Origin of the sequence: Streptomyces sp. NBC_00287 (assembly GCF_036173105.1) — a bacterium.
Taxonomy (GTDB): Bacteria; Actinomycetota; Actinomycetes; order Streptomycetales; family Streptomycetaceae; genus Streptomyces.
In genome coordinates this window covers 2,549,317-2,569,479 of the sequence record NZ_CP108053.1, presented here as the reverse complement: position 1 = coordinate 2,569,479, position 20,163 = coordinate 2,549,317, and the positions used below count along the sequence as shown (strand labels likewise).

Genomic DNA, 20,163 nt, shown 5'->3' with positions numbered 1-20,163 from the left:
GGTGCGTGCGAGGAGCCGGTGATGTCCAGTAGCCGTACGGGCCGCCCCCCGGCCCAGCGAGCCGTCCGCAGCCCCGCCGCTCCCCGGCCCCCGCGCGAGAATCCCCTGCTGCGGCTCTACACGCGCGCGAAGAAGGCCTGGGACCGGCCGCTGACCGCGTACTACCTGATCCTCGGCGGCAGTCTGCTGATCACGGTGCTGGGTCTGGTGATGGTCTACTCGGCCTCCCAGATCAAGGCGCTGCAGATGTCGCTGCCAGGCTCGTACTTCTTCCGCAAGCAGCTGCTGGCCGCGCTCATCGGCGCAGGGCTCCTGTTCGCCGCCTCCCGGATGCCGGTCAAGCTGCACCGGGCGCTGGCCTATCCGATCATCGCGGGCGCCGTCTTCCTGATGGCACTGGTGCAGGTGCCGGGGATAGGGGTCTCGGTCAACGGCAACCAGAACTGGATCTCCGTCGGCGGCCCCTTCCTGCTCCAGCCCAGCGAGTTCGGCAAGCTGGCGCTGGTGCTGTGGGGCGCGGATCTGCTGGCCCGCAAGCAGGACAAGAAGCTGCTGACCCAGTGGAAGCACATGCTGGTGCCGCTGGTCCCGGTCGCCTTCATGCTGCTCGGGCTGATCATGCTCGGCGGCGACATGGGTACGGCGATCATCCTGACGGCGATCCTGTTCGGCCTGCTCTGGCTGGCGGGAGCGCCGACCCGGCTGTTCGCCGGGGTGCTCGCGGTAGCCGCCCTGATCGGCCTGATCCTGATCAAGACCAGCCCGAACCGGATGGCCCGCCTGCAGTGCATCGGCGCCACCGACCCGGGCCCCGGTGACACCTGCTGGCAGGCGGTGCACGGGATCTACGCGCTCGCGTCCGGCGGAATCTTCGGATCCGGACTCGGTGCCAGCGTGGAGAAATGGGGGCAACTCCCCGAAGCCCACACCGACTTCATCTTCGCCGTCACCGGTGAGGAACTGGGCCTGGCGGGGACGCTGTCGGTGCTCGCCCTCTTCGCGGCTCTAGGCTATGCGGGTATCCGCGTGGCCGGACGCACGGAGGACCCCTTCGTGAGGTATGCCGCGGGAGGCGTGACCACCTGGATCACCGCTCAGGCAGTGATCAACATCGGTGCGGTGCTCGGTCTGCTGCCGATCGCCGGAGTCCCGCTCCCGCTGTTCTCCTACGGAGGGTCCGCCCTGCTGCCGACCATGTTCGCCATCGGGCTTCTGATCGCCTTCGCACGCGACGAGCCCGCTGCGCGGGCGGCGCTTTCGATGCGGCAACCCCGCTTTGGTAGAAAGCGGGGGGCTGGGGGCTCTGCTGCGACCAGGGAGCCTCGGAGATGGAACACGATGCGACGGCGTGCCTCGGTGGCGCGTTCGTCCGGAGAGCGGTGAATTTCGGTGCATGTCGTACTCGCCGGCGGAGGAACCGCGGGCCACATCGAGCCCGCGCTCGCCCTCGCGGACGCCCTGCGCAGGCAGGACCCGACCGTGGGGATCACGGCCCTGGGCACGGAGCGGGGCCTTGAGACCCAGCTCGTCCCGCAGCGCGGTTACGAGCTGGCGCTGATCCCGGCCGTGCCGCTGCCGCGCAAGCCGACCCCCGAGCTGATCACCGTCCCGGGCCGGCTGCGCGGCACGATCAAGGCCGCCGAGCAGATCCTGGAGCGCACCAAGGCGGACGCCGTCGTCGGCTTCGGCGGCTATGTGGCGCTGCCGGGCTACCTCGCCGCCAAGCGCCTCGGTGTGCCGATCGTGATCCACGAGGCCAACGCCCGCCCGGGCCTCGCCAACAAGATCGGCTCGCGGTACGCCGCCCGGGTCGCCGTCTCCACCCCGGACAGCAAGCTGCGGGACGCCCGCTACATCGGCATCCCGCTGCGCCGCTCCATCGCCACCCTGGACCGGGCCGCCATGCGTCCCGAGGCCCGCGCGATGTTCGGGCTCGACCCCAACCTGCCCACGCTGCTGGTCTCCGGCGGCTCCCAGGGCGCCCGCCGCCTCAACGAGGTCGTCCAGCAGGTCGCGCCCTGGCTGCAGCAGGCCGGCATCCAGATCCTGCACGCGGTCGGTCCGAAGAACGAACTGCCGCAGGTGCACCAGATGCCGGGAATGCCCCCATACATCCCGGTAAGTTACCTGGACCGGATGGACCTCGCGTACGCCGCGGCCGACATGATGCTCTGCCGCGCGGGCGCGATGACCGTCGCCGAACTCTCCGCCGTCGGACTCCCGGCCGCCTATGTCCCGCTGCCCATCGGCAACGGCGAACAGCGGCTGAACGCTCAGCCGGTGGTCAAGGCCGGCGGCGGACTGCTGGTCGACGACGCGGAACTCACCCCGCAGTGGGTGCAGCAGAACGTCCTGCCCGTGCTCGCCGACCCGCACCGGCTGTACGAGATGTCCCGCGCCGCAGGCGAGTTCGGCCGCCGGGACGCCGACGACCTGCTCGTCGGCATGGTGTACGAGGCGATCGCCTCGCACCGACGCTAGGACCGTATGACGGAGGGCAGGAAGCGTGGCCGGATCGACGACCGCTGAACGCGGTGCACGCCAGCAGGAGTCGTCCGGCCCGCCCCCCGCCCGGCGGCTGAAGCCCCCGCGGCTTCGTACGATCATCATCCTCGCCGTCGCGCTCGTCCTTCTCGGGGCAGGCGGCGTCTGGGTGTTGTACGGGTCGAGCTGGCTGCGCGTGGAGCGTGTGACGGTGTCGGGGACCCGGGTGCTGACGCCCGAGCAGGTGCGTGAGGCCGCCGAGGTGCCGGTCGGATCGCCGTTGGTTTCCGTCGACACCGATGCCATCGAGGCGCGACTGAGGCGGAAACTGCCGCGAATTGACGTGGTGGACGTGGGCCGTTCCTGGCCGCATGGAATCGGGCTGAAAGTGACCGAGCGAACCCCGGTTCTGATTGTGCAAAAGGGCAAAAACTTCATCGAAGTGGACGATGAAGGTGTCCGATTCGCCACGGTTTCCGAGGCCCCGAAAGGCGTTCCCGCACTGGAATTGACGCTCTCCCCGTCCGGCTCCGCCGCCGCGAGCCTGCGCCGCTTCGGCGAGGACCGACTGGTGCGGGAGGCGGTCAAGGTCGCCGATGCCATTCCGGCCGCCGTCGCGCGGGACACCAGGAGCGTCAAGGTCCGTTCCTACGACTACATCTCACTGGAGTTGGCCGACGGCCGGACCGTCGACTGGGGCAGCGCCGAGAAGGGCGCGGCGAAGGCTCGCACACTCCTCGCTCTGATGAAAGCCTCGCCGGATGCCCGGCACTTCGACGTCGGCGTTCCCACCGCCCCTGCGTCATCGGGGAGTTGACGCACATCCGCGCAGGCCAGCACCCTGGTTGGGCACTGCTACGGCTGATCACATAGGGTGAAAAGAAAAACGGGAGGTTCGGCGTGTTCGTTGAACGGGCGCCACTTGTCGACTTAGTGTCCTGTTCAGAAGACTCCAAGGAACGGACACACTGGTAACCCTAAACTTCAGGGTTAGGGTTCGGGTCGGCGAAACGGACCGTCCCATTCGGCATCAGTCGTTCGGATCGCGAGGCAGCAGTGCTTCTCCGGTTCGACGACACGTAACTCGAGGCGAGAGGCCTTCGACGTGGCAGCACCGCAGAACTACCTCGCAGTCATCAAAGTCATCGGTGTCGGCGGCGGTGGTGTCAATGCCATCAACCGGATGATCGAGGTCGGTCTCAAGGGCGTCGAGTTCATCGCCATCAACACTGACGCACAGGCGCTGTTGATGAGCGACGCCGACGTCAAGCTCGACGTCGGCCGTGAACTCACCCGCGGACTCGGCGCCGGAGCCAACCCGGCCGTCGGCCGCAAGGCCGCCGAGGACCACCGCGAGGAGATCGAGGAGGTCCTCAAGGGGGCCGACATGGTCTTCGTGACGGCCGGTGAAGGCGGCGGCACCGGCACCGGCGGCGCGCCCGTCGTGGCCAACATCGCCCGCTCGCTCGGTGCCCTCACCATCGGCGTGGTCACCCGCCCGTTCACCTTCGAGGGGCGGCGCCGCGCCAACCAGGCCGAGGACGGCATCGCCGAACTCCGCGAAGAGGTCGACACCCTCATCGTCATCCCGAACGACCGGCTGCTGTCCATCTCGGACCGCCAGGTCTCGGTGCTCGACGCCTTCAAGTCGGCCGACCAGGTCCTGCTCTCCGGTGTCCAGGGCATCACCGACCTCATCACCACGCCCGGTCTGATCAACCTCGACTTCGCCGACGTCAAGTCGGTCATGTCCGAGGCCGGTTCGGCCCTCATGGGCATCGGCTCGGCCCGCGGCGACGACCGCGCGGTGGCCGCGGCCGAGATGGCGATCTCCTCGCCGCTCCTCGAAGCCTCCATCGACGGCGCCCGGGGCGTACTGCTCTCCATCTCCGGCGGCTCGGACCTCGGCCTGTTCGAGATCAACGAGGCCGCCCAGCTGGTCAGCGAGGCCGCCCACCCCGAGGCCAACATCATCTTCGGCGCGGTCATCGACGACGCCCTCGGCGACGAGGTCCGGGTCACGGTGATCGCGGCCGGCTTCGACGGCGGCCAGCCGCCCGCCAAGCGGGACAACATCCTCGGCTCCTCCTCGGCCAAGCGCGAGGAGCCCACTCCGGTACGGCAGACCGAGAGCCGCCCGTCCTTCGGCTCGCTCGGCAGCGTCACGCCGAAGGAAGACCCGGCGCCCGCTCCCGAGCCGGCCGCCGACCTCCCGGTCGCCCCGCCGGTCCCGCCGTCCCGGTCCTACTCGGACAGCGCGGCCGAGGAGCTGGACGTGCCGGACTTCCTGAAGTGATAGGACAGCGCGACACCGTGAGCGGCGCGCACTTCGCCTTCACCGACAGGTGGGGCGGGGTGAGCGCCGTTCCGTACGAGGAGCTCAACCTCGGCGCGGCGGTCGACGACGACCCCGACGCCGTACGAACCAATCGCGAGCTGGCCGCCAAGTCGCTCGGGCTCGACGCCGACCGGGTCGTCTGGATGAACCAGGTGCACGGCAACGACGTCATGGTCGTCGACCGGCCCTGGGAACGCCCGGTGCCACGGGTCGACGCGGTCGTCACCGCCGAGCGGGGTCTCGCCCTCGCCGTCCTCACCGCCGACTGCACACCCGTGCTGCTCGCCGACCCCGTCGCCGGCGTCGTCGCCGCGGCCCACGCGGGCCGGCCCGGAATGGTCGCCGGAGTCGTCCCCGCGGCGCTACGCGCGATGATGGAACTGGGCGCCGAGCCGTCCCGGATCGTCGCCCGCACCGGACCCGCCGTCTGCGGCCGGTGCTACGAGGTGCCGGAGGAGATGCGCGCCGAGGTGTCCGCCGTCGAGCCGGCGGCGTACGCCGAGACGAGCTGGGGTACACCGGCGGTCGATGTGACCGCCGGAGTGCACGCGCAGCTCGACCGGCTCGGGGTGCGCGACCGGGAGCAGTCGCCGGTGTGCACCCGGGAGTCGGGCGACCACTTCTCGTACCGCCGCGACCGGACCACGGGCCGGCTCGCGGGCTATGTCTGGCTGGACTGATGGGGCATGACGGAACGTAAGGACGAACTCGCCGGAAACCTGGCGAAAGTGGAAGAGCGCATCGCCGCGGCGTGCGCGGCCGCCGGGCGCAAGCGCGAGGAGGTGGCCCTGATCGTGGTCACCAAGACCTACCCCGCGAGCGATGTGCGGATCCTGTCGGAACTCGGTGTGCGTCATGTCGCCGAGAACAAGGACCAGGACGCGGCACCGAAGGCCGCGGAATGCTCGGATCTGCCCCTTACTTGGCACTTTGTCGGTCAGTTGCAGACCAACAAGGTGCGATCCGTGGTCGGTTACGCGGATCTCGTGCAGTCCGTCGATCGTTCCAAGCTGGTGACGGCTCTCTCCAAGGAGGCCGTGCGGGCGGAGCGCGAGGTGGGCTGTCTCATCCAGGTCGCGCTCGATGCCGGTGAACGCGAGCGAGGGGAGCGCGGTGGCGTGGCGCCGGGCGGAATCGAGGAGTTGGCCGATCTGATCGCCGAGGCTCCGGGACTGCGGATCGACGGATTGATGACAGTCGCACCCTTGACCGGAGAGTACGCGGGACGTGAACTGGCGGCGTTCGAGCGGTTGATGGATTTGTCGACCGACCTGCGCAGAGCTCATCCGGCTGCGAACATGGTCTCGGCAGGAATGAGTGCGGACCTCGAACAGGCCGTGGCGGCCGGAGCGACACATGTGCGCGTCGGCACTGCGGTACTCGGAGTCCGCCCGAGGCTCGGGTAACGTCGCCAGGAAGTCGGACCACAGCAGAAAATATGGTCATTACCGCTGAACAGCGGGCGTAACGACCTCGTGGATCGCGGGCACTTGGCAGTCGTCAGCCGATCCACCACAGAGCGGAGGACTCAGAGCATGGCCGGCGCGATGCGCAAGATGGCGGTCTACCTCGGCCTCGTGGAGGACGATGGGTACGACGGCCGCGGTTTCGACCCCGACGACGACTTCGAACCCGAACTCGACCCCGAGCCCGAGCGGGACCATCGACGGCACGAGCTGTCACACCAGGCGCACGGTTCACATCAGTCCCAAAGGGACGAATCGGTACGAGTGGTGCAGCCGTCGGTGTCGCGCGACCCGGTGTCCCACGCCGCTTCGCTCGCCGCGGAATCCGGGCGCCCGGCGCGTATCGCGCCCGTGGCATCCATCACACAAGAACGTCAAAGCCTGGAGAAGAACGCGCCGGTGATCATGCCCAAGGTCGTGTCGGAACGAGAGCCGTACCGGATCACCACGCTTCACCCGCGGACCTACAACGAAGCCCGTACCATCGGGGAACACTTCCGTGAGGGCACTCCGGTGATCATGAATCTGACTGAGATGGATGACACAGACGCCAAGCGACTTGTCGACTTTGCGGCCGGTTTGGTGTTTGGTCTTCACGGCAGCATCGAGCGGGTGACGCAGAAGGTGTTCCTGTTGTCGCCTGCTAACGTCGATGTCACGGCGGAGGACAAGGCCCGTATCGCAGAGGGCGGGTTCTTCAACCAGAGCTGAGACGCAGGACCGGAAACAGCAGTACAAAAGCAACACAACGCAGTACGCAACAGCACGGAACATGGGGAGAGGGAAGCAAGGGTCATGAGCGTGGTCCTGGATGTCGTCTACATCGCGCTGATGTGCTTCCTCATCGTGCTGATCTTCCGGTTGGTCATGGACTATGTCTTCCAGTTCGCCCGCTCGTGGCAACCCGGCAAGGCGATGGTGGTCGTTCTGGAGGCCACCTACACTGTCACTGATCCACCGCTCAAGCTTCTGCGGCGGTTCATTCCGCCGCTGCGTCTCGGGGGCGTGGCGCTCGACCTGTCCTTCTTCGTACTGATGATCATCGTCTACATCCTGATCTCGATCGTGAGCCGGCTGTGAGCGATGTGAACTACCGTCTTGCCGAATGCCGACGACTACGTTGAGGTGAAGAGATGCCGTTGACCCCCGAGGACGTGCGGAACAAGCAGTTCACGACCGTCCGCCTCCGAGAAGGCTATGACGAGGACGAGGTCGATGCCTTCCTCGATGAGGTCGAAGCCGAACTGACCCGCCTGCTCCGCGAGAACGAGGACCTGCGCGCCAAGCTGGCCGCGGCCACGCGCGCTGCTGCCCAGAACCAGCAGAACATGCGCAAGCCTCCGGAGCAGCAGGATCAGCAGCAGGGTATGCCCCAGCAGGGCGGTATGCCTCAGCAGGGCGGTATGCCCCAGCAGGGTGGCATGCCTCAGCAGGGTGGAATGCCGCAGCAGGGCATGCGGGGCCCGGGCGCCCCGGTGCCGGCCGGCATATCGGGCCCGCCGCAGCAGCAGATGGGTGGCCCCATGGGTGGCCCGCCCCAGCTGCCTAGCGGTGCTCCGCAGCTGCCCGCCGGTCCCGGCGGTCAGGGTGGCCCGCAGGGTCCCGGTCCGATGGGCCAGGGTCCGATGGGTCAGCCCCCGATGCAGCAGCAGATGGGCGGTCCGATGGGCGGCCCCATGGGCGGTCCGATGGGCGGCCCCGGTCAGGGCCCCGGTGGCGACAGCGCCGCCCGTGTCCTCTCGCTGGCCCAGCAGACCGCCGACCAGGCGATCGCCGAGGCCCGTTCCGAAGCCAACAAGATCGTGGGCGAGGCGCGTTCGCGTGCCGAGGGTCTCGAGCGTGACGCTCGTGCCAAGGCCGACGCCCTTGAGCGGGACGCGCAGGAGAAGCACCGCGTCGCGATGGGCTCCCTGGAGTCCGCTCGCGCCACGCTGGAGCGCAAGGTCGAGGACCTGCGCGGCTTCGAGCGCGAGTACCGCACGCGTCTGAAGTCCTACCTGGAGTCGCAGCTGCGTCAGCTGGAGACCCAGGCCGACGACTCGCTGGCCCCGCCGCGCACTCCGGCCACCGCCTCGCTGCCGCCGTCCCCGGCGCCGTCGATGGCTCCTGCCGGTGCCCCGTCCTACGGCGGCAACCAGGGCATGGGCGGCGGCCCGGCTCCGGCCGGCCCCTCCTACGGCGGTCAGCAGCAGATGTCCCCGGCGATGACCCAGCCGATGGCGCCGGTGCGTCCGCAGGGTCCGTCCCCGATGGGTCAGGCTCCCTCGCCGATGCGCGGGTTCCTGATCGACGAGGACGACAACTGACAGTGAGTAGTACGCCGTAGGCGTCGGCAGCGTTCAGGGGCGGGCCCCGGATTTCGATCCGGGGCCCGCCCCTTTTACACGCGTTGACTGTGAAAGGAAAAGGGCCCGGCCTCCGACTTGGAGACCGGGCCCTTGTGACTCCTGCGTGCTTACGCCTTGCGCAGGCGGAACGTCAGGGACAGTCCCTCGTCCGTGAACGGAGTCCCGTAGCTGTCGTCCGCCTCGCCCTGGGCGAAGTCCGTCGACAGGACCTCGTCGGCGATGAGTCCCGCGTGCTCCGACAGGGCCGCGATCGTCGCCGGGTCCGTCGCCGTCCAGCGCAGCGCGATGCGGTCGGCCACGTCGAGGCCGCTGTTCTTGCGGGCCTCCTGGATCAGGCGGATCGCGTCACGGGCCAGGCCCGCGCGGCGCAGCTCCTCGGTGATCTCCAGGTCCAGCGCGACCGTCGCACCCGAGTCGGACGCCACCGACCAGCCCTCGCGCGGGGTCTCGGTGATGATCACCTCGTCCGGGGCGAGGGTGATCGTCTCACCGTCGACCTCGACCGACGCCGTGCCCTCGCGCAGGGCCAGGGACAGCGCGGCCGCGTCGGCGTTCGCGACGGCCTTCGCCACATCCTGGACGCGCTTGCCGAACCGCTTGCCCAGGGCGCGGAAGTTGGCCTTGGCGGTGGTGTCCACCAGGCTGCCGCCCACCTCGGAGAGCGACGCCAGCGACTCGACGTTCAGCTCCTCGGTGATCTGCGTGTGCAGCTCGGGGTTGAGGGAGCCGAAGCCGGTCGCCGCGACCAGCGCCCGCCTCAGCGGCTGGCGCGTCTTCACACCCGACTCCGCGCGCGTGGCACGGCCGAGCTCCACGAGCCGGCGGACCAGGACCATCTGCTTCGACAGCTCCGGGTCGATGGCGGTGAGGTCCGCCTCCGGCCAGGACGCCAGGTGCACGGACTCCGGGGCGCCGGGCGTGACCGGGACGATCAGGTCCTGCCAGACCCGCTCGGTGATGAACGGGGTCAGCGGGGCCATCAGCTTGGTGACCGTCTCGACGACCTCGTGCAGGGTGCGCAGCGCCGCCTTGTCGCCCTGCCAGAAGCGGCGACGGGAGCGGCGTACGTACCAGTTGGACAGATCGTCGACGAACGCCGAGAGCAGCTTGCCGGCGCGCTGGGTGTCGTACGCCTCCAGCGACTGGGTCACCTGGTCGGTCAGCGCGTGCAGTTCGGACAGCAGCCAGCGGTCCAGGACCGGGCGGTCGGCCGGGGCCGGGTCGGCCGCGGAGGGCGCCCAGTTCGACGTACGGGCGTACAGGGCCTGGAAGGCGACCGTGTTCCAGTATGTGAGGAGCGTCTTGCGGACGACCTCCTGGATGGTGCCGTGGCCGACCCGGCGGGCCGCCCACGGGGAGCCGCCGGCCGCCATGAACCAGCGGACCGCGTCCGCGCCGTGCTGATCCATCAGCGGGATCGGCTGCAGGATGTTGCCCAGGTGCTTGGACATCTTGCGGCCGTCCTCGGCGAGGATGTGGCCGAGGCAGACGACGTTCTCGTACGACGACTTGTCGAAGACCAGGGTGCCGACCGCCATCAGCGTGTAGAACCAGCCGCGGGTCTGGTCGATGGCCTCGGAGATGAACTGCGCCGGGTAGCGGGACTCGAACAGTTCCTTGTTCTTGTACGGGTAGCCCCACTGCGCGAACGGCATCGAACCCGAGTCGTACCAGGCGTCGATGACCTCCGGCACGCGCGTGGCCGTCTTGGCGCACTGCGGGCAGTCGAAGGTGACGTCGTCGATGAACGGGCGGTGCGGGTCCAGGCTCGACTGGTCCGTGCCGGTCAGCTCGGTGAGCTCCGCGCGGGAGCCGACGACCGTGAGGTGGTCGTCCTCGCAGCGCCAGATGGGCAGCGGGGTGCCCCAGTAGCGGTTGCGGGACAGGGCCCAGTCGATGTTGTTGTTCAGCCAGTCGCCGTACCGGCCTTGCTTGACCGTGTCCGGGAACCAGTTGGTGTTCTCGTTCTCCTGGAGGAGGCGGTCCTTGATGGCGGTGGTGCGGATGTACCAGGACGGCTGCGCGTAGTAGAGGAGCGCGGTGTGGCAGCGCCAACAGTGCGGGTAGCTGTGCTCGTACGGGATGTGCCTGAAGAGCAGGCCGCGCTGCTGGAGGTCCTCGGTGAGCTTTTCGTCCGCCTTCTTGAAGAAGACGCCGCCGACGAGGGGGACGTCCTCCTCGAAGGCGCCGTCCGGGCGGACGGGGTTGACGACCGGCAGACCGTAGGAGCGGCAGACCTTGAGGTCGTCCTCACCGAAGGCGGGGGACTGGTGGACCAGACCCGTACCGTCCTCGGTGGTGACGTACTCGGCGTTGACCACGTAGTGGGTGCCGCCCTCGGTCTCCGGGAACTCGACCAGCTCGAAGGGGCGTTGGTAGGTCCAGCGCTCCATCTCGGCGCCGGTGAAGGACTGGCCGGTGGTCTCCCAGCCCTCGCCGAGGGCCTTGGCGACGAGCGGCTCGGCGACGACGAGCTTCTCCTCGCCGTTGGTCGCGACGACGTAGGTGACCTCGGGGTGGGCGGCGACCGCCGTGTTGGAGACCAGCGTCCAGGGAGTCGTCGTCCAGACCAGGAGCGCGGCCTGGCCGGCCAGCGGACCGGAGGTGAGCGGGAAACGGACGTACACGGACGGGTCGACGACCGTCTCGTAGCCCTGCGCCAGCTCGTGGTCGGACAGGCCGGTGCCGCAGCGCGGGCACCAGGGGGCGACGCGGTGGTCCTGGACCAGCAGGCCCTTGTTGAAGATCTCCTTCAGCGACCACCAGACCGACTCGATGTACTCGGGGTCCATCGTGACGTAGGCCTCTTCGAGGTCGACCCAGTAGCCCATGCGGGTCGTCAGCTCGGAGAAGGCGTCGGTGTGACGCAGCACGGAGTCACGGCACTTGGCGTTGAACTCGGCGATGCCGTACGCCTCGATGTCCTTCTTGCCGCTGAAGCCGAGCTCCTTCTCGACCGCCAGCTCCACCGGGAGGCCATGGCAGTCCCAGCCCGCCTTGCGGGCCACGTGGTAGCCGCGCATGGTGCGGAAGCGGGGGAAGACGTCCTTGAAGACGCGGGCCTCGATGTGGTGGGCGCCGGGCATGCCGTTGGCGGTGGGCGGGCCCTCGTAGAACACCCACTCGGGGCGGCCCTCGGACTGCTCCAGGCTCTTGGCGAAGATCTTCTGCTCGCGCCAGAAATCGAGCACCGCGTGCTCAAGGGCGGGCAGGTCGACCTGGGCGGGTACCTGGCGGTACGTCGGCGTTGTCATCTGCGAGCTTCCTCCGGCGGACTTGCTGCCTTCCGTCCGGAGGGACGAGAGCTACGTCTTTCGTTACGCCGTTTTCGGCGCGCTCCCGCGGTACCACCCTCCTTGGCCCGCCGACGCTCCGTGTGCTTCGGTGAGCCCCCTCATTGGGGTCGCGATGCCGGGTCTACCTCCCCTTGCGGGGTTTCTTCCGGCGGCTCCGGGGTGATCTTCACGTCGCGCTCGCCCCCGGGCTTCCACCGTCCCCGGGTCGCTCTTGGCTGCGTACGCCGCTACTCGTCCCCATCCACGCTTCTCGCTCCGCCCAGTGTACGGCGCCGCGGGGACAGCGGCCGACCGGTTTTCCGGCGTCCGGGGGCGACGGCCGGGTGCGGCCTGGGGTGACCCGAATGGCGCGGTACGGGTGTTCGGATTCTGGGACGCCGGGCCCGGCGGATTACCCGGCGGGGAGCTGGGCAATACGCATGCAGGCCGGTCGCGCGGCATCCGCGAGGCGGGCGAATCGGGCGGTGTGCCCCATTGCCGCGGGACTCAAGTCGATTTATCGTCCCAGCACGATTCGCGAGCAAGATCACAATATGTGAAGGGGCCGCGGCCATGGTGGCGAAGAAGACCGCCGTACAGCAGTCGGCGTCCGGCAGGTCCACGAAAGCCTCCGGCGGTGCGGCCAAGGATCCGAGCGGGAAGAAGAGCACGCACGGAGGGTCGGCGGGGCGGTCGGGGGAGGCCGCCAAGCCGGTGAAGACGGTGCGGGGGGACGGCACCGGCGCGGGGAAGGCGAAGGCGGCGAAGAAGGCGGTCGCGAAGAAGACCGTCGCCAAGAAAGCGGCCGCGAAGAAGACGGCCACCAAGAAGACCGCTGCCAAGAAGGCGACGGCTTCGCAAGCGGCTCCTGCGAAGAATGCGGCCGAGGAGGAGGCGGCGGGGAGACCGGCGGCCAAGAAGGCGGCCGGGAAGAAGACGGCCGCCAAGAAGGCCGTAGCGAAGAAGGCCGTAGCGAAGAAGACCGCGGCCGAGGAGGCCGTGGCCGAGAAGGCACCGGCCAAGAAGGCACCGGCCAGGAAGGCCGTGGCCAAGAAGAGCACCTCCAAGAAGAGCGCGGCCAAGAAAAGTACGGCCAAGAAGGCGGGCGCGGCCGAGGCCGCGGAGCAGACGGGAGCCACGACGGTGGTTGCGAAGAAGACTCCTGGCACGGCCACGGCGGCGAAGACCGCCGTTCCCAAGGCACGGGTCGCCGCGGCGGTGGAGCCGGGCGAGCTCGCGGTGCGCCCCGGTGAGGACCCCTGGACCCCCGAGGAGGTCGAGGAGGCGCGCGCCGAGCTGATGTCCGAGGGGGAGCGGCTGAGGAACGAGCTCAGCTCCTCCGAGCGGGCGCTCGCCGGTCTGATGCGGGACTCGGGGGACGGCGCCGGTGACGACCAGGCCGACACCGGAACGAAGAACATCACGCGGGAGCACGAGCTGGCGCTCGCCGCCAACGCGCGGGAGATGCTCACCCAGACCGAGCGCGCCCTGGAGCGGCTCGACTCGGGTACCTACGGGCTGTGCGAGAACTGCGGGAAACCGATCGGCAAGGCCCGTATGCAGGCCTTCCCGCGCGCGACGCTGTGCGTCGAGTGCAAGCAGAAGCAGGAACGCCGGTACTGAGGGCCCGGTCGGGCGTGCCGTACCCTCGTGCTCAGTCAGGTACCTAGGTTGAGGGACTCACGTGGCAGAGGCGGAGCGCATCATCGGTACGCCGGAATCCCCGGACGGGGCTGAGGCCGAGCCGGAGCAGTCATCCGGTCCGCAGGGACAGGAGGGCGGCGAGGCGCGGCCCAAGGGGAAGCGGCGGATCGCCGTGCTGTTCGCGGTCGCCGCCTTCGCGTACGCCCTCGACCTGATCAGCAAGATGCTCGTGGTGGCCAAGCTGGAGCACCACGAGCCCATCGAGATCATCGGGGACTGGCTGAAGTTCGAGGCGATCCGGAACGCCGGCGCGGCCTTCGGCTTCGGCGAGGCCTTCACGGTGATCTTCACGGTGATCGCGGCGGCGGTGATCGTGGTGATCGCCCGGCTCGCCCGCAAGCTCTACAGCCTGCCCTGGGCCATCGCGCTGGGTCTGCTGCTGGGCGGTGCGCTCGGCAATCTCACCGACCGGATCTTCCGCTCGCCGGGCGTCTTCGAGGGCGCGGTCGTGGACTTCATCGCGCCCAAGCACTTCGCCGTGTTCAACCTCGCGGACTCGGCGATCGTGTGCGGCGGCATCCTGATCGTGCTGCTGTCGTTCAAGGGCCTCGACCCCGACGGCACCGTCCACAAGGACTGAGCGCGCGGTCGGGACTGTCTCACCCGTCCGGCATACTCGACGGGTGAGCACCATTCCCGAGATCCGAACCCTGCCCGTGCCCGACGGCTTGGAGGGCGAGCGCGTCGACGCCGCCATCTCCCGCATGTTCGGCTTCTCCCGTACCAAGGCGGCCGAGCTCGCCGCGGCGGGGAAGGTCACGGTCGACGGGTCGGTGGTCGGGAAGTCCGAGCGGGTGAGCGGAGGCGCCTGGCTCGAGGTCGAGATGCCGCAGGCGCCCGCGCCCGTGCAGGTCGTGGCCGAGCCCGTCGAGGGCATGGAGATCGTGCACGACGACGATGACGTGGTCGTGATCGTCAAGCCGGTCGGGGTCGCCGCGCACCCGTCGCCGGGCTGGAGCGGGCCGACGGTGATCGGTGGGCTCGCGGCCGCGGGGTACCGGATCTCCACGTCCGGTGCCGCCGAGCGGCAGGGCATCGTGCACCGGCTCGACGTCGGTACGTCGGGTCTGATGGTCGTCGCCAAGTCCGAGCGCGCGTACACGTCGCTGAAGCGCCAGTTCAAGGAGCGCACGGTCGACAAGCGCTACCACACGCTGGTCCAGGGGCACCCCGATCCGACCAGCGGCACCATCGACGCGCCCATCGGCCGGCACCCCCATCACGACTACAAGTGGGCGGTCACGGCTGACGGCAAGCCGTCCGTCACGCACTACGACCTCATCGAGGCGTTCCGTGCGGCCTCCCTGCTCGATGTGAAGCTGGAGACCGGCCGCACCCACCAGATCCGCGTCCACATGGCCGCGCACCGGCACCCCTGCGTCGGTGACCTGACCTACGGCGCCGATCCGACCCTCGCCAAGCGCCTGCGGCTGACCCGGCAGTGGCTGCACGCCGTCCGGCTCGGCTTCGAGCACCCCGGGGACGGGCAGTGGGCGGAGTTCTCCTGCGAGTACCCGGACGACCTTCAGCAGGCCCTGGACCAGGTGCGCGAGGAGACCTACGCATGACCGCCGAGTCCTATGTCGTGCGGGTCGCGTCGCAGGATGCCGACCGTGAGGCGTGCTTCGCGGTGCGCCGGGAGGTCTTCGTCGTCGAGCAGGGTGTGCCCGAGGAGCTGGAGTACGACGCCTACGACTCCGTAGCGGTGCATGTGCTGGCCGTGCGGGAGGACGGGGTGCCGCTCGGTGCCGGGCGCCTGCTGTACGGCGGGGCGGCGGCCGAGAAGGTTGACGGCGACCTGACCGTGGGCTCGCTCGGGCGTCTTGCGGTGGCCAAGGCGGCGCGTGGACTTGGGGTCGGTGCGGCGCTGGTGCGGGCCGTCGAGGACGCGGCACGCGCGCGTGGGCTCAGGGCGGTGGATCTGCATGCGCAGACTCAGGCGCTGGGGTTCTACGAGCGGTTGGGGTACGAGGCGTACGGCCCCGAGTTCCCTGACGCGGGGATTCCGCATCGGGCGATGCGGCGCGCTGTGTAGCCGAAAGCGCTGGTGAGGGCCGTACCGTGGCAGGCTTGAGGTCTGTCCTGTGGACGCCGATCTCGCCGGAGCGCTGACCGTGGATCAGTTGGCCCTGTTGTTCGTGCTGTTGCTCGGGGCCGTGGTGAGTGTCCCGGTGGGGGACCGGCTCGGATTGCCGGCGCCGGTGCTGATGACCTTGCTCGGGATCGTGCTGGCCCTGCTCGACTTCGTGCCCAATGTCGAGGTGCCGCCCGAGCTGATCCTGCCGCTGCTGTTGCCGCCGTTGCTGTATGCCGCGGTGCGGCGGACCTCCTGGCGGCAGTTCGCCGCCAATGTGCGGCCCATCTTTCTGCTGGCCGTGGCTCTGGTGTTCGTGACGACGGTGTGCGTGGCCGTCGTGGCCGACGCGATCATTCCCGGGCTGCCGATCGCCGCCGCCGTCGCGCTCGGCGCCTTGGTCGCGCCGCCCGACCCCGTCGCCGCCACCGCCGTCGCGGGGCAACTCGGGCTGCCGCGTCGGCTGGTGTCAATCCTGGAGGGCGAGGGGCTCTTCAACGACGTCACCGCGATCGTGCTGTACCACGTGGCCATCGCGGCCGTCGTCAGCGGGACGTTCTCGTTCTGGCAGGCCGGGCTCGATCTGGTGCTCTCCGCGGTGGTGGCGCTGATCGTCGGGCTCGCCCTGGGCTGGGGCGCGAACCGGCTGATGGGCCTGCTCGGGGATGCCACGCTCCAGATCGGGCTGACGCTGCTCGTGCCGTACGCCGCGTATGTGCTGGCCGAGGAGCTGCACGGGTCCGGTGTGCTGGCCGTCCTCACCACCGCGCTGTTCCTCGCCGAGTACGCCACCGACGCGGACGATGTGATGACCCGGCTCGCCGGGCACACGGTCTGGGACGTCGTCGACACGCTCGTCACCGGGGTGGCATTCGGGCTGATCGGTCTTGAGCTGCACAACGCCGTGCGCACGGCGTCCGGGCGGTGGGGCGAGCTGCTGGGGTGGGCGGCGGCGATCGTGGGGGTCGTGGTGTTCGTACGGCTGTTGTGGCTGCTGCCGGCCACCTGGCTGACCAAGCGGTTGCACGCCCGGCGGGACCATGACGAGGACATCCCGATGAGCTGGCGGGAGACCGTCGTGATGTGGTGGTCGGGGATGCGCGGGGTGGCCTCGGTGGCGTTGGCGCTGGCGATCCCTCTGACAGTCGACGACGGGTCCGCGTTTCCCGACCGGGACGAGATCGTGTTCATCGCGTTCGGGGTGATCATGGGGACGCTGGTGTTGCAGGGGCTGACCCTGCCGTGGCTGGTGAAGCGGCTCGGGGTGCGGGCGGACACGGCACGGGAGAAGGAGTTCGAGAAGGCCCTCGCCGTACGGGCGGCCAAGGCGGCGAAGCGGCGGCTCCGGGAGATCGAGTCGGTGGAGGAGCTGCCGGAGGAGTTGTCCGAGCAGATGCTGCGGCGGGCCTTCGACATCGGCGCGCGGATCAGTCCCGACCTGGGGGAGGAGGAGCGGCGGGAGGCCCATGAGCAGCGGGTGCGGCGGCTGAAGCGGGTACGGCGGATCCAGGGGGAGATGCTCAGCGCCGCCCGGCACGAGGTGCTGGCGGCGCGGAGCGAGCCGGGGGCGGATCCGGAGGTGGTGGATCGCGTGCTGCGGCATCTGGACGTGCGCAGCCTGCGGTGACCTGTGCTGCCTCAGCGGCCCGTCCTGGGCGGCTCATGTGCTCGTCGGGGCGAACCGTCCGGTGAGCGGGTCGGGGTGGGAAAGCCCGGTGGCAGTACCGCGTCCGCCGTGTTGACCCGGGGAAGGGCGTGCGGGTGGGCCGTGGACAGCCAGCTGATCATCTGTTCGCGGACGGCCACCCGTACCGTCCAGATGTCGTCCGCGTCCTTCGCCGTCACCAGCGCACGTACCTCCATCGTGCTCGGGGTGGAGTCCGTGACCGACAGATCGCAGGCGCGGCCGTCCCAGGCCGGGCATTCGCGCAGGATGTCGCGGAGCTTCTCGCGCATCAGGTCCACCGGTGCCGAGTGGTCGAGATGCCAGTAGACGATGCCGGTCATCTGGGCGCCGCCCCGGGACCAGTTCTCGAAGGGCTTGGAGGTGAAGTACGACACCGGCATCGTGATGCGGCGCTCGTCCCAGGTGCGGACCGTGAGGAAGGTCAGCGTGATCTCCTCGACCGTGCCCCACTCGCCGTCCACCACGACCGTGTCCCCTATGCGCACCATGTCCCCGAAGGCGATCTGCAGCCCGGCGAACATATTGCTCAGCGTGGACTGGGCGGCCACGCCCGCGACGATGCCGAGGATGCCCGCCGAGGCCAGCAGCGAGGCTCCGGCGGCCCGCATCGCGGGGAAGGTCAGCAGCATGGCGGCAACCGCCACCACACCGACCACCGCCGCCACCACGCGCGTGATGAGCGTCACCTGGGTCCGTACCCGCCGGACCCGGGCCGGATCGCGATGGACGCGCGCGTAGCGGGTGTACGTCGTCTCGACGACCGCCGCCGCGATCCGGATCACCAGCCAGGCCGCCGAGCCGATCAGCACCAGCGTCAGCACCTGGCCGATCCCGACCCGGTGCTCCTCCAGCAGCTGCGCCGAGTCGTACGACCCTCTGAGCAGGGCCGCGCACAGCACCAGCTGGTAGGGGATACGGGCCCGGCGCAGCAGGCCCCACAGGGGCGTCTCGGAATGCCGGCGGTCGGCCTTGCTCAGCAGCAGGTCGGTGACCCACCCGATGAACAGGGTGAGGACGACCGAGCCACCGATCACGATCAGAGGGCGGAGTACGTTCTCCATGCCCTCGAACGTAACCGCCCCGAGGGGGTGATGAACATGCGGCCTCGTGAGACGCCGCGCACGGCACTGTCGTACCCGGCTGGCACCATGGCCTCATGAACATCATGCTCTTTCACTCGACCTACGGCCCGCGCCCCGCGGTGCGACAGGCCGCTGACCGGCTGCGCGAGGCCGGACACGAGGTGTGGACGCCGGATCTCTTCGAGGGCCGTACGTTCGACACCGTCGAGGAGGCCATGGCGTTCACGGACGAGATCGGCAAGGACGAACTTCTCAAGCGGGCCGTGCTGGCCGCCGCCCCCTATTCCGAACGGGGCCTGGTGTACGCCGGGTTCTCGCTCGGCGCCTCCATCGCGCAGACCCTCGCCCTCGGCGACGACAAGGCGCGCGGTCTGCTGCTGCTGCACGGCACCTCCGACATCGCGCCGAGCGCCTCGGTGGACGAGCTGCCGGTGCAGCTGCATGTCGCCGAGCCGGACCCCTTCGAGACCGACGACTGGCTGAGCGCCTGGTATCTGCAGATGGGCCGGGCCGGAGCCGATGTGGAGATCTACCGGTACGCCGGGGCCGGCCACCTCTACACCGACCCCGACCTGCCGGACTACGACGCCGAGGCCGCCGAGGCCACTTGGCGGGTGGCGCTCGGCTTCCTGGACTCGCTCTAGGCTCAGCCCGCGGCGCGGTAGGCGGCCCAGTTCTGCTGCATGCGCGTCACCTGACCCGCGGTGAACTGGTACATGCAGGCGTCGTACGTGTAGTCCATGAAGTTGTGGATCGGGTCGACGCCCGCCTTGCGGGTGCAGGTGTCCCGGCCCTCGGGGCACTCGTAGGCGGCGCTCTTCTCGGCGGGGGTGTCCTCGACGTAGTCGCCGTTGCCGTTACAGCCGCCCTGGAAGGTGTGGTACAGCCCCATCCAGTGGCCGACCTCGTGGGTGCCGGTGTCGCCCTCGTTGTAGTTGGTGGCCGAGCCGCCGGGCAGTGAGGTGTCCAGCAGGACCACGCCGTCCATCGACGGGCTGGAGTTGTAGGAGCTCGGGAAGGTCGCCCAGCCGAGCAGTCCGCCGCCGAGGTTGGCGGTGTAGACGTTGAGCGCGTTCGCGCCGCCCTCGCGCAGGGCGGACTTCATCGCCTTCTCCTCCGCCGAGCCGTAACCGACGTTGTACCAGGCCGCGTTGTCGGTGTAGTCGGTGCCGGCCAGCGTGAACTGGTAGCCGGAGTCGGTGTTTCCGCTGCCCTGGCCGGCGAACGCGGCGTTCAGGACGTTCATCTGGCCGGTGATGTCGGCCGAGCTGAGCTTGCCAGTGGTGCCGTTGTGGATGACGTGGAAGTACACCGGGATCGTCGTCGACGCGGCGGCGGCGAGGCTGCGGTTGCCCGAGGCGGGCAGCTTGTCGAGCTTCTTCTTCAGATCCGCGTCCATCGCCTGGGCCTTGGCCGCGCTGATCTCGTTGGGCTCGGCGACGCCCTCGCCGGCGTGCCCGGGGTGGGCCTCGCGGGCCGCGGCGTGGGTGTCCGTCTCGGCGCAGTCCGCGGCCGGGGCCTGGGCCGCCGCGACTCCGGTGGGGGCCGACAGGGGAGTGAGCAGCAAGGTTCCGGCCACGACGGCCGTGCTGAGAAGGCGTCTGCGCGTAGAGGGGGTTATCCGGGCAAGCGCACGCATGCGGACTCCTGGCTGATGCGTTGGGGAGGACGGACACAGGGGTCTTCCTGGCCGCCGCCCGGAGAT

Annotated in this window: 18 protein-coding genes; 15 read left to right on the top strand and 3 right to left on the bottom strand. The window is 69.5% G+C overall.

The features are described 5' to 3' along the window. Positions 1-21: 21 nt before the first annotated feature. The 9 genes from ftsW to OHT76_RS11695 all read left to right on the top strand — a co-directional run bounded on the left by ftsW (position 22) and on the right by OHT76_RS11695 (position 8,594). Entirely contained in the window at positions 22-1,383 is a 1,362-nt protein-coding gene (gene ftsW, locus OHT76_RS11735) for a putative lipid II flippase FtsW (protein WP_328870724.1), read from the top strand. A gap of 6 nt (positions 1,384-1,389) precedes the next feature. Further along, positions 1,390-2,481, top strand: a complete 1,092-nt coding sequence (gene murG / locus OHT76_RS11730; RefSeq protein WP_328870723.1) for an undecaprenyldiphospho-muramoylpentapeptide beta-N-acetylglucosaminyltransferase — start codon at positions 1,390-1,392, stop codon at positions 2,479-2,481. 25 nt (positions 2,482-2,506) lie between these two features. Continuing rightward, a complete protein-coding gene (ftsQ, locus tag OHT76_RS11725) occupies positions 2,507-3,301 on the top strand; it encodes a cell division protein FtsQ (protein ID WP_328870722.1) in 795 nt (264 codons plus the stop codon). Positions 3,302-3,589: 288 nt separating this feature from the next. Next, entirely contained in the window at positions 3,590-4,780 is a 1,191-nt protein-coding gene (ftsZ, locus tag OHT76_RS11720; RefSeq protein WP_328870721.1) for a cell division protein FtsZ, read from the top strand. After that, on the top strand, positions 4,777-5,502 hold the full coding sequence (gene pgeF, locus OHT76_RS11715) for a peptidoglycan editing factor PgeF (RefSeq protein ID WP_328870720.1): 726 nt from the start codon (positions 4,777-4,779) through the stop codon (positions 5,500-5,502). Before ftsZ ends, pgeF begins: the two co-directional genes overlap by 4 nt. Before the next feature lie 6 nt (positions 5,503-5,508). Then, positions 5,509-6,228: a YggS family pyridoxal phosphate-dependent enzyme gene (locus OHT76_RS11710; protein ID WP_328870719.1), complete on the top strand. Its 720-nt coding sequence runs from the start codon at positions 5,509-5,511 to the stop codon at positions 6,226-6,228. A 129-nt stretch (positions 6,229-6,357) separates the two neighbouring features. Then, on the top strand, positions 6,358-6,999 hold the full coding sequence (locus tag OHT76_RS11705) for a cell division protein SepF (protein WP_328870718.1): 642 nt from the start codon (positions 6,358-6,360) through the stop codon (positions 6,997-6,999). Positions 7,000-7,083: 84 nt separating this feature from the next. Next, positions 7,084-7,368, top strand: coding sequence for a YggT family protein (locus OHT76_RS11700; RefSeq protein WP_007448661.1), 285 nt, complete (start codon positions 7,084-7,086; stop codon positions 7,366-7,368). A gap of 53 nt (positions 7,369-7,421) precedes the next feature. After that, positions 7,422-8,594 (top strand): DivIVA domain-containing protein, encoded by a 1,173-nt coding sequence (locus tag OHT76_RS11695; RefSeq protein ID WP_328870717.1) that lies wholly within the window; start codon positions 7,422-7,424, stop codon positions 8,592-8,594. Between the two features lie 149 nt (positions 8,595-8,743). On the opposite strand, the gene ileS is transcribed toward OHT76_RS11695, so the two are convergent. Next, positions 8,744-11,890, bottom strand: a complete 3,147-nt coding sequence (gene ileS, locus OHT76_RS11690) for an isoleucine--tRNA ligase (RefSeq protein WP_328870716.1) — start codon at positions 11,888-11,890, stop codon at positions 8,744-8,746. Positions 11,891-12,484: 594 nt separating this feature from the next. On the opposite strand from ileS, the gene OHT76_RS11685 reads away from it, so the two are divergent. The 5 genes from OHT76_RS11685 to OHT76_RS11665 all read left to right on the top strand — a co-directional run bounded on the left by OHT76_RS11685 (position 12,485) and on the right by OHT76_RS11665 (position 17,316). Then, positions 12,485-13,534, top strand: a complete 1,050-nt coding sequence (locus OHT76_RS11685; protein ID WP_328870715.1) for a TraR/DksA family transcriptional regulator — start codon at positions 12,485-12,487, stop codon at positions 13,532-13,534. A gap of 61 nt (positions 13,535-13,595) precedes the next feature. Then, a complete protein-coding gene (lspA, locus tag OHT76_RS11680) occupies positions 13,596-14,195 on the top strand; it encodes a signal peptidase II (protein WP_328870714.1) in 600 nt (199 codons plus the stop codon). Between the two features lie 43 nt (positions 14,196-14,238). After that, positions 14,239-15,183: an RluA family pseudouridine synthase gene (locus tag OHT76_RS11675; RefSeq protein ID WP_328870713.1), complete on the top strand. Its 945-nt coding sequence runs from the start codon at positions 14,239-14,241 to the stop codon at positions 15,181-15,183. Next, the gene (locus OHT76_RS11670; protein WP_328870712.1) at positions 15,180-15,650 is read left to right on the top strand and encodes a GNAT family N-acetyltransferase; all 471 of its coding nucleotides are present in this window, start codon (positions 15,180-15,182) and stop codon (positions 15,648-15,650) included. Before OHT76_RS11675 ends, OHT76_RS11670 begins: the two co-directional genes overlap by 4 nt. A gap of 79 nt (positions 15,651-15,729) precedes the next feature. Then, positions 15,730-17,316, top strand: a complete 1,587-nt coding sequence (locus OHT76_RS11665) for a Na+/H+ antiporter (protein WP_328876508.1) — start codon at positions 15,730-15,732, stop codon at positions 17,314-17,316. A gap of 11 nt (positions 17,317-17,327) precedes the next feature. On the opposite strand, the gene OHT76_RS11660 is transcribed toward OHT76_RS11665, so the two are convergent. After that, complete coding sequence (locus tag OHT76_RS11660; protein WP_328870711.1) at positions 17,328-18,437, bottom strand: mechanosensitive ion channel family protein; 1,110 nt, start codon at positions 18,435-18,437, stop codon at positions 17,328-17,330. A 95-nt stretch (positions 18,438-18,532) separates the two neighbouring features. Between OHT76_RS11660 and OHT76_RS11655 the strand changes: the two genes are divergently transcribed. Next, entirely contained in the window at positions 18,533-19,102 is a 570-nt protein-coding gene (locus OHT76_RS11655) for a dienelactone hydrolase family protein (RefSeq protein WP_328870710.1), read from the top strand. Positions 19,103-19,104: 2 nt separating this feature from the next. Here OHT76_RS11655 and OHT76_RS11650 read toward each other — a convergent pair whose 3' ends face one another. Beyond that, positions 19,105-20,097 (bottom strand): zinc metalloprotease, encoded by a 993-nt coding sequence (locus tag OHT76_RS11650; protein WP_328870709.1) that lies wholly within the window; start codon positions 20,095-20,097, stop codon positions 19,105-19,107. Positions 20,098-20,163: the final 66 nt, after the last annotated feature.

Excerpts from the sequence above, each read along its gene's own strand:
- OHT76_RS11660 (WP_328870711.1), bottom strand. The coding sequence starts at position 18,437 with ATGGAGAACGTACTCCGCCCTCTGATCGTGATCGGTGGCTCGGTCGTC.
- OHT76_RS11670 (WP_328870712.1), top strand. The coding sequence starts at position 15,180 with ATGACCGCCGAGTCCTATGTCGTGCGGGTCGCGTCGCAGGATGCCGAC.
- OHT76_RS11685 (WP_328870715.1), top strand. The coding sequence starts at position 12,485 with ATGGTGGCGAAGAAGACCGCCGTACAGCAGTCGGCGTCCGGCAGGTCC.
- ileS (WP_328870716.1), bottom strand. The coding sequence starts at position 11,890 with ATGACAACGCCGACGTACCGCCAGGTACCCGCCCAGGTCGACCTGCCC.
- OHT76_RS11695 (WP_328870717.1), top strand. The coding sequence starts at position 7,422 with ATGCCGTTGACCCCCGAGGACGTGCGGAACAAGCAGTTCACGACCGTC.
- OHT76_RS11710 (WP_328870719.1), top strand. The coding sequence starts at position 5,509 with ATGACGGAACGTAAGGACGAACTCGCCGGAAACCTGGCGAAAGTGGAA.
- OHT76_RS11705 (WP_328870718.1), top strand. The coding sequence starts at position 6,358 with ATGGCCGGCGCGATGCGCAAGATGGCGGTCTACCTCGGCCTCGTGGAG.
- OHT76_RS11650 (WP_328870709.1), bottom strand. The coding sequence starts at position 20,097 with ATGCGTGCGCTTGCCCGGATAACCCCCTCTACGCGCAGACGCCTTCTC.
- ftsW (WP_328870724.1), top strand. The coding sequence starts at position 22 with ATGTCCAGTAGCCGTACGGGCCGCCCCCCGGCCCAGCGAGCCGTCCGC.
- OHT76_RS11700 (WP_007448661.1), top strand. The coding sequence starts at position 7,084 with ATGAGCGTGGTCCTGGATGTCGTCTACATCGCGCTGATGTGCTTCCTC.
- OHT76_RS11655 (WP_328870710.1), top strand. The coding sequence starts at position 18,533 with ATGAACATCATGCTCTTTCACTCGACCTACGGCCCGCGCCCCGCGGTG.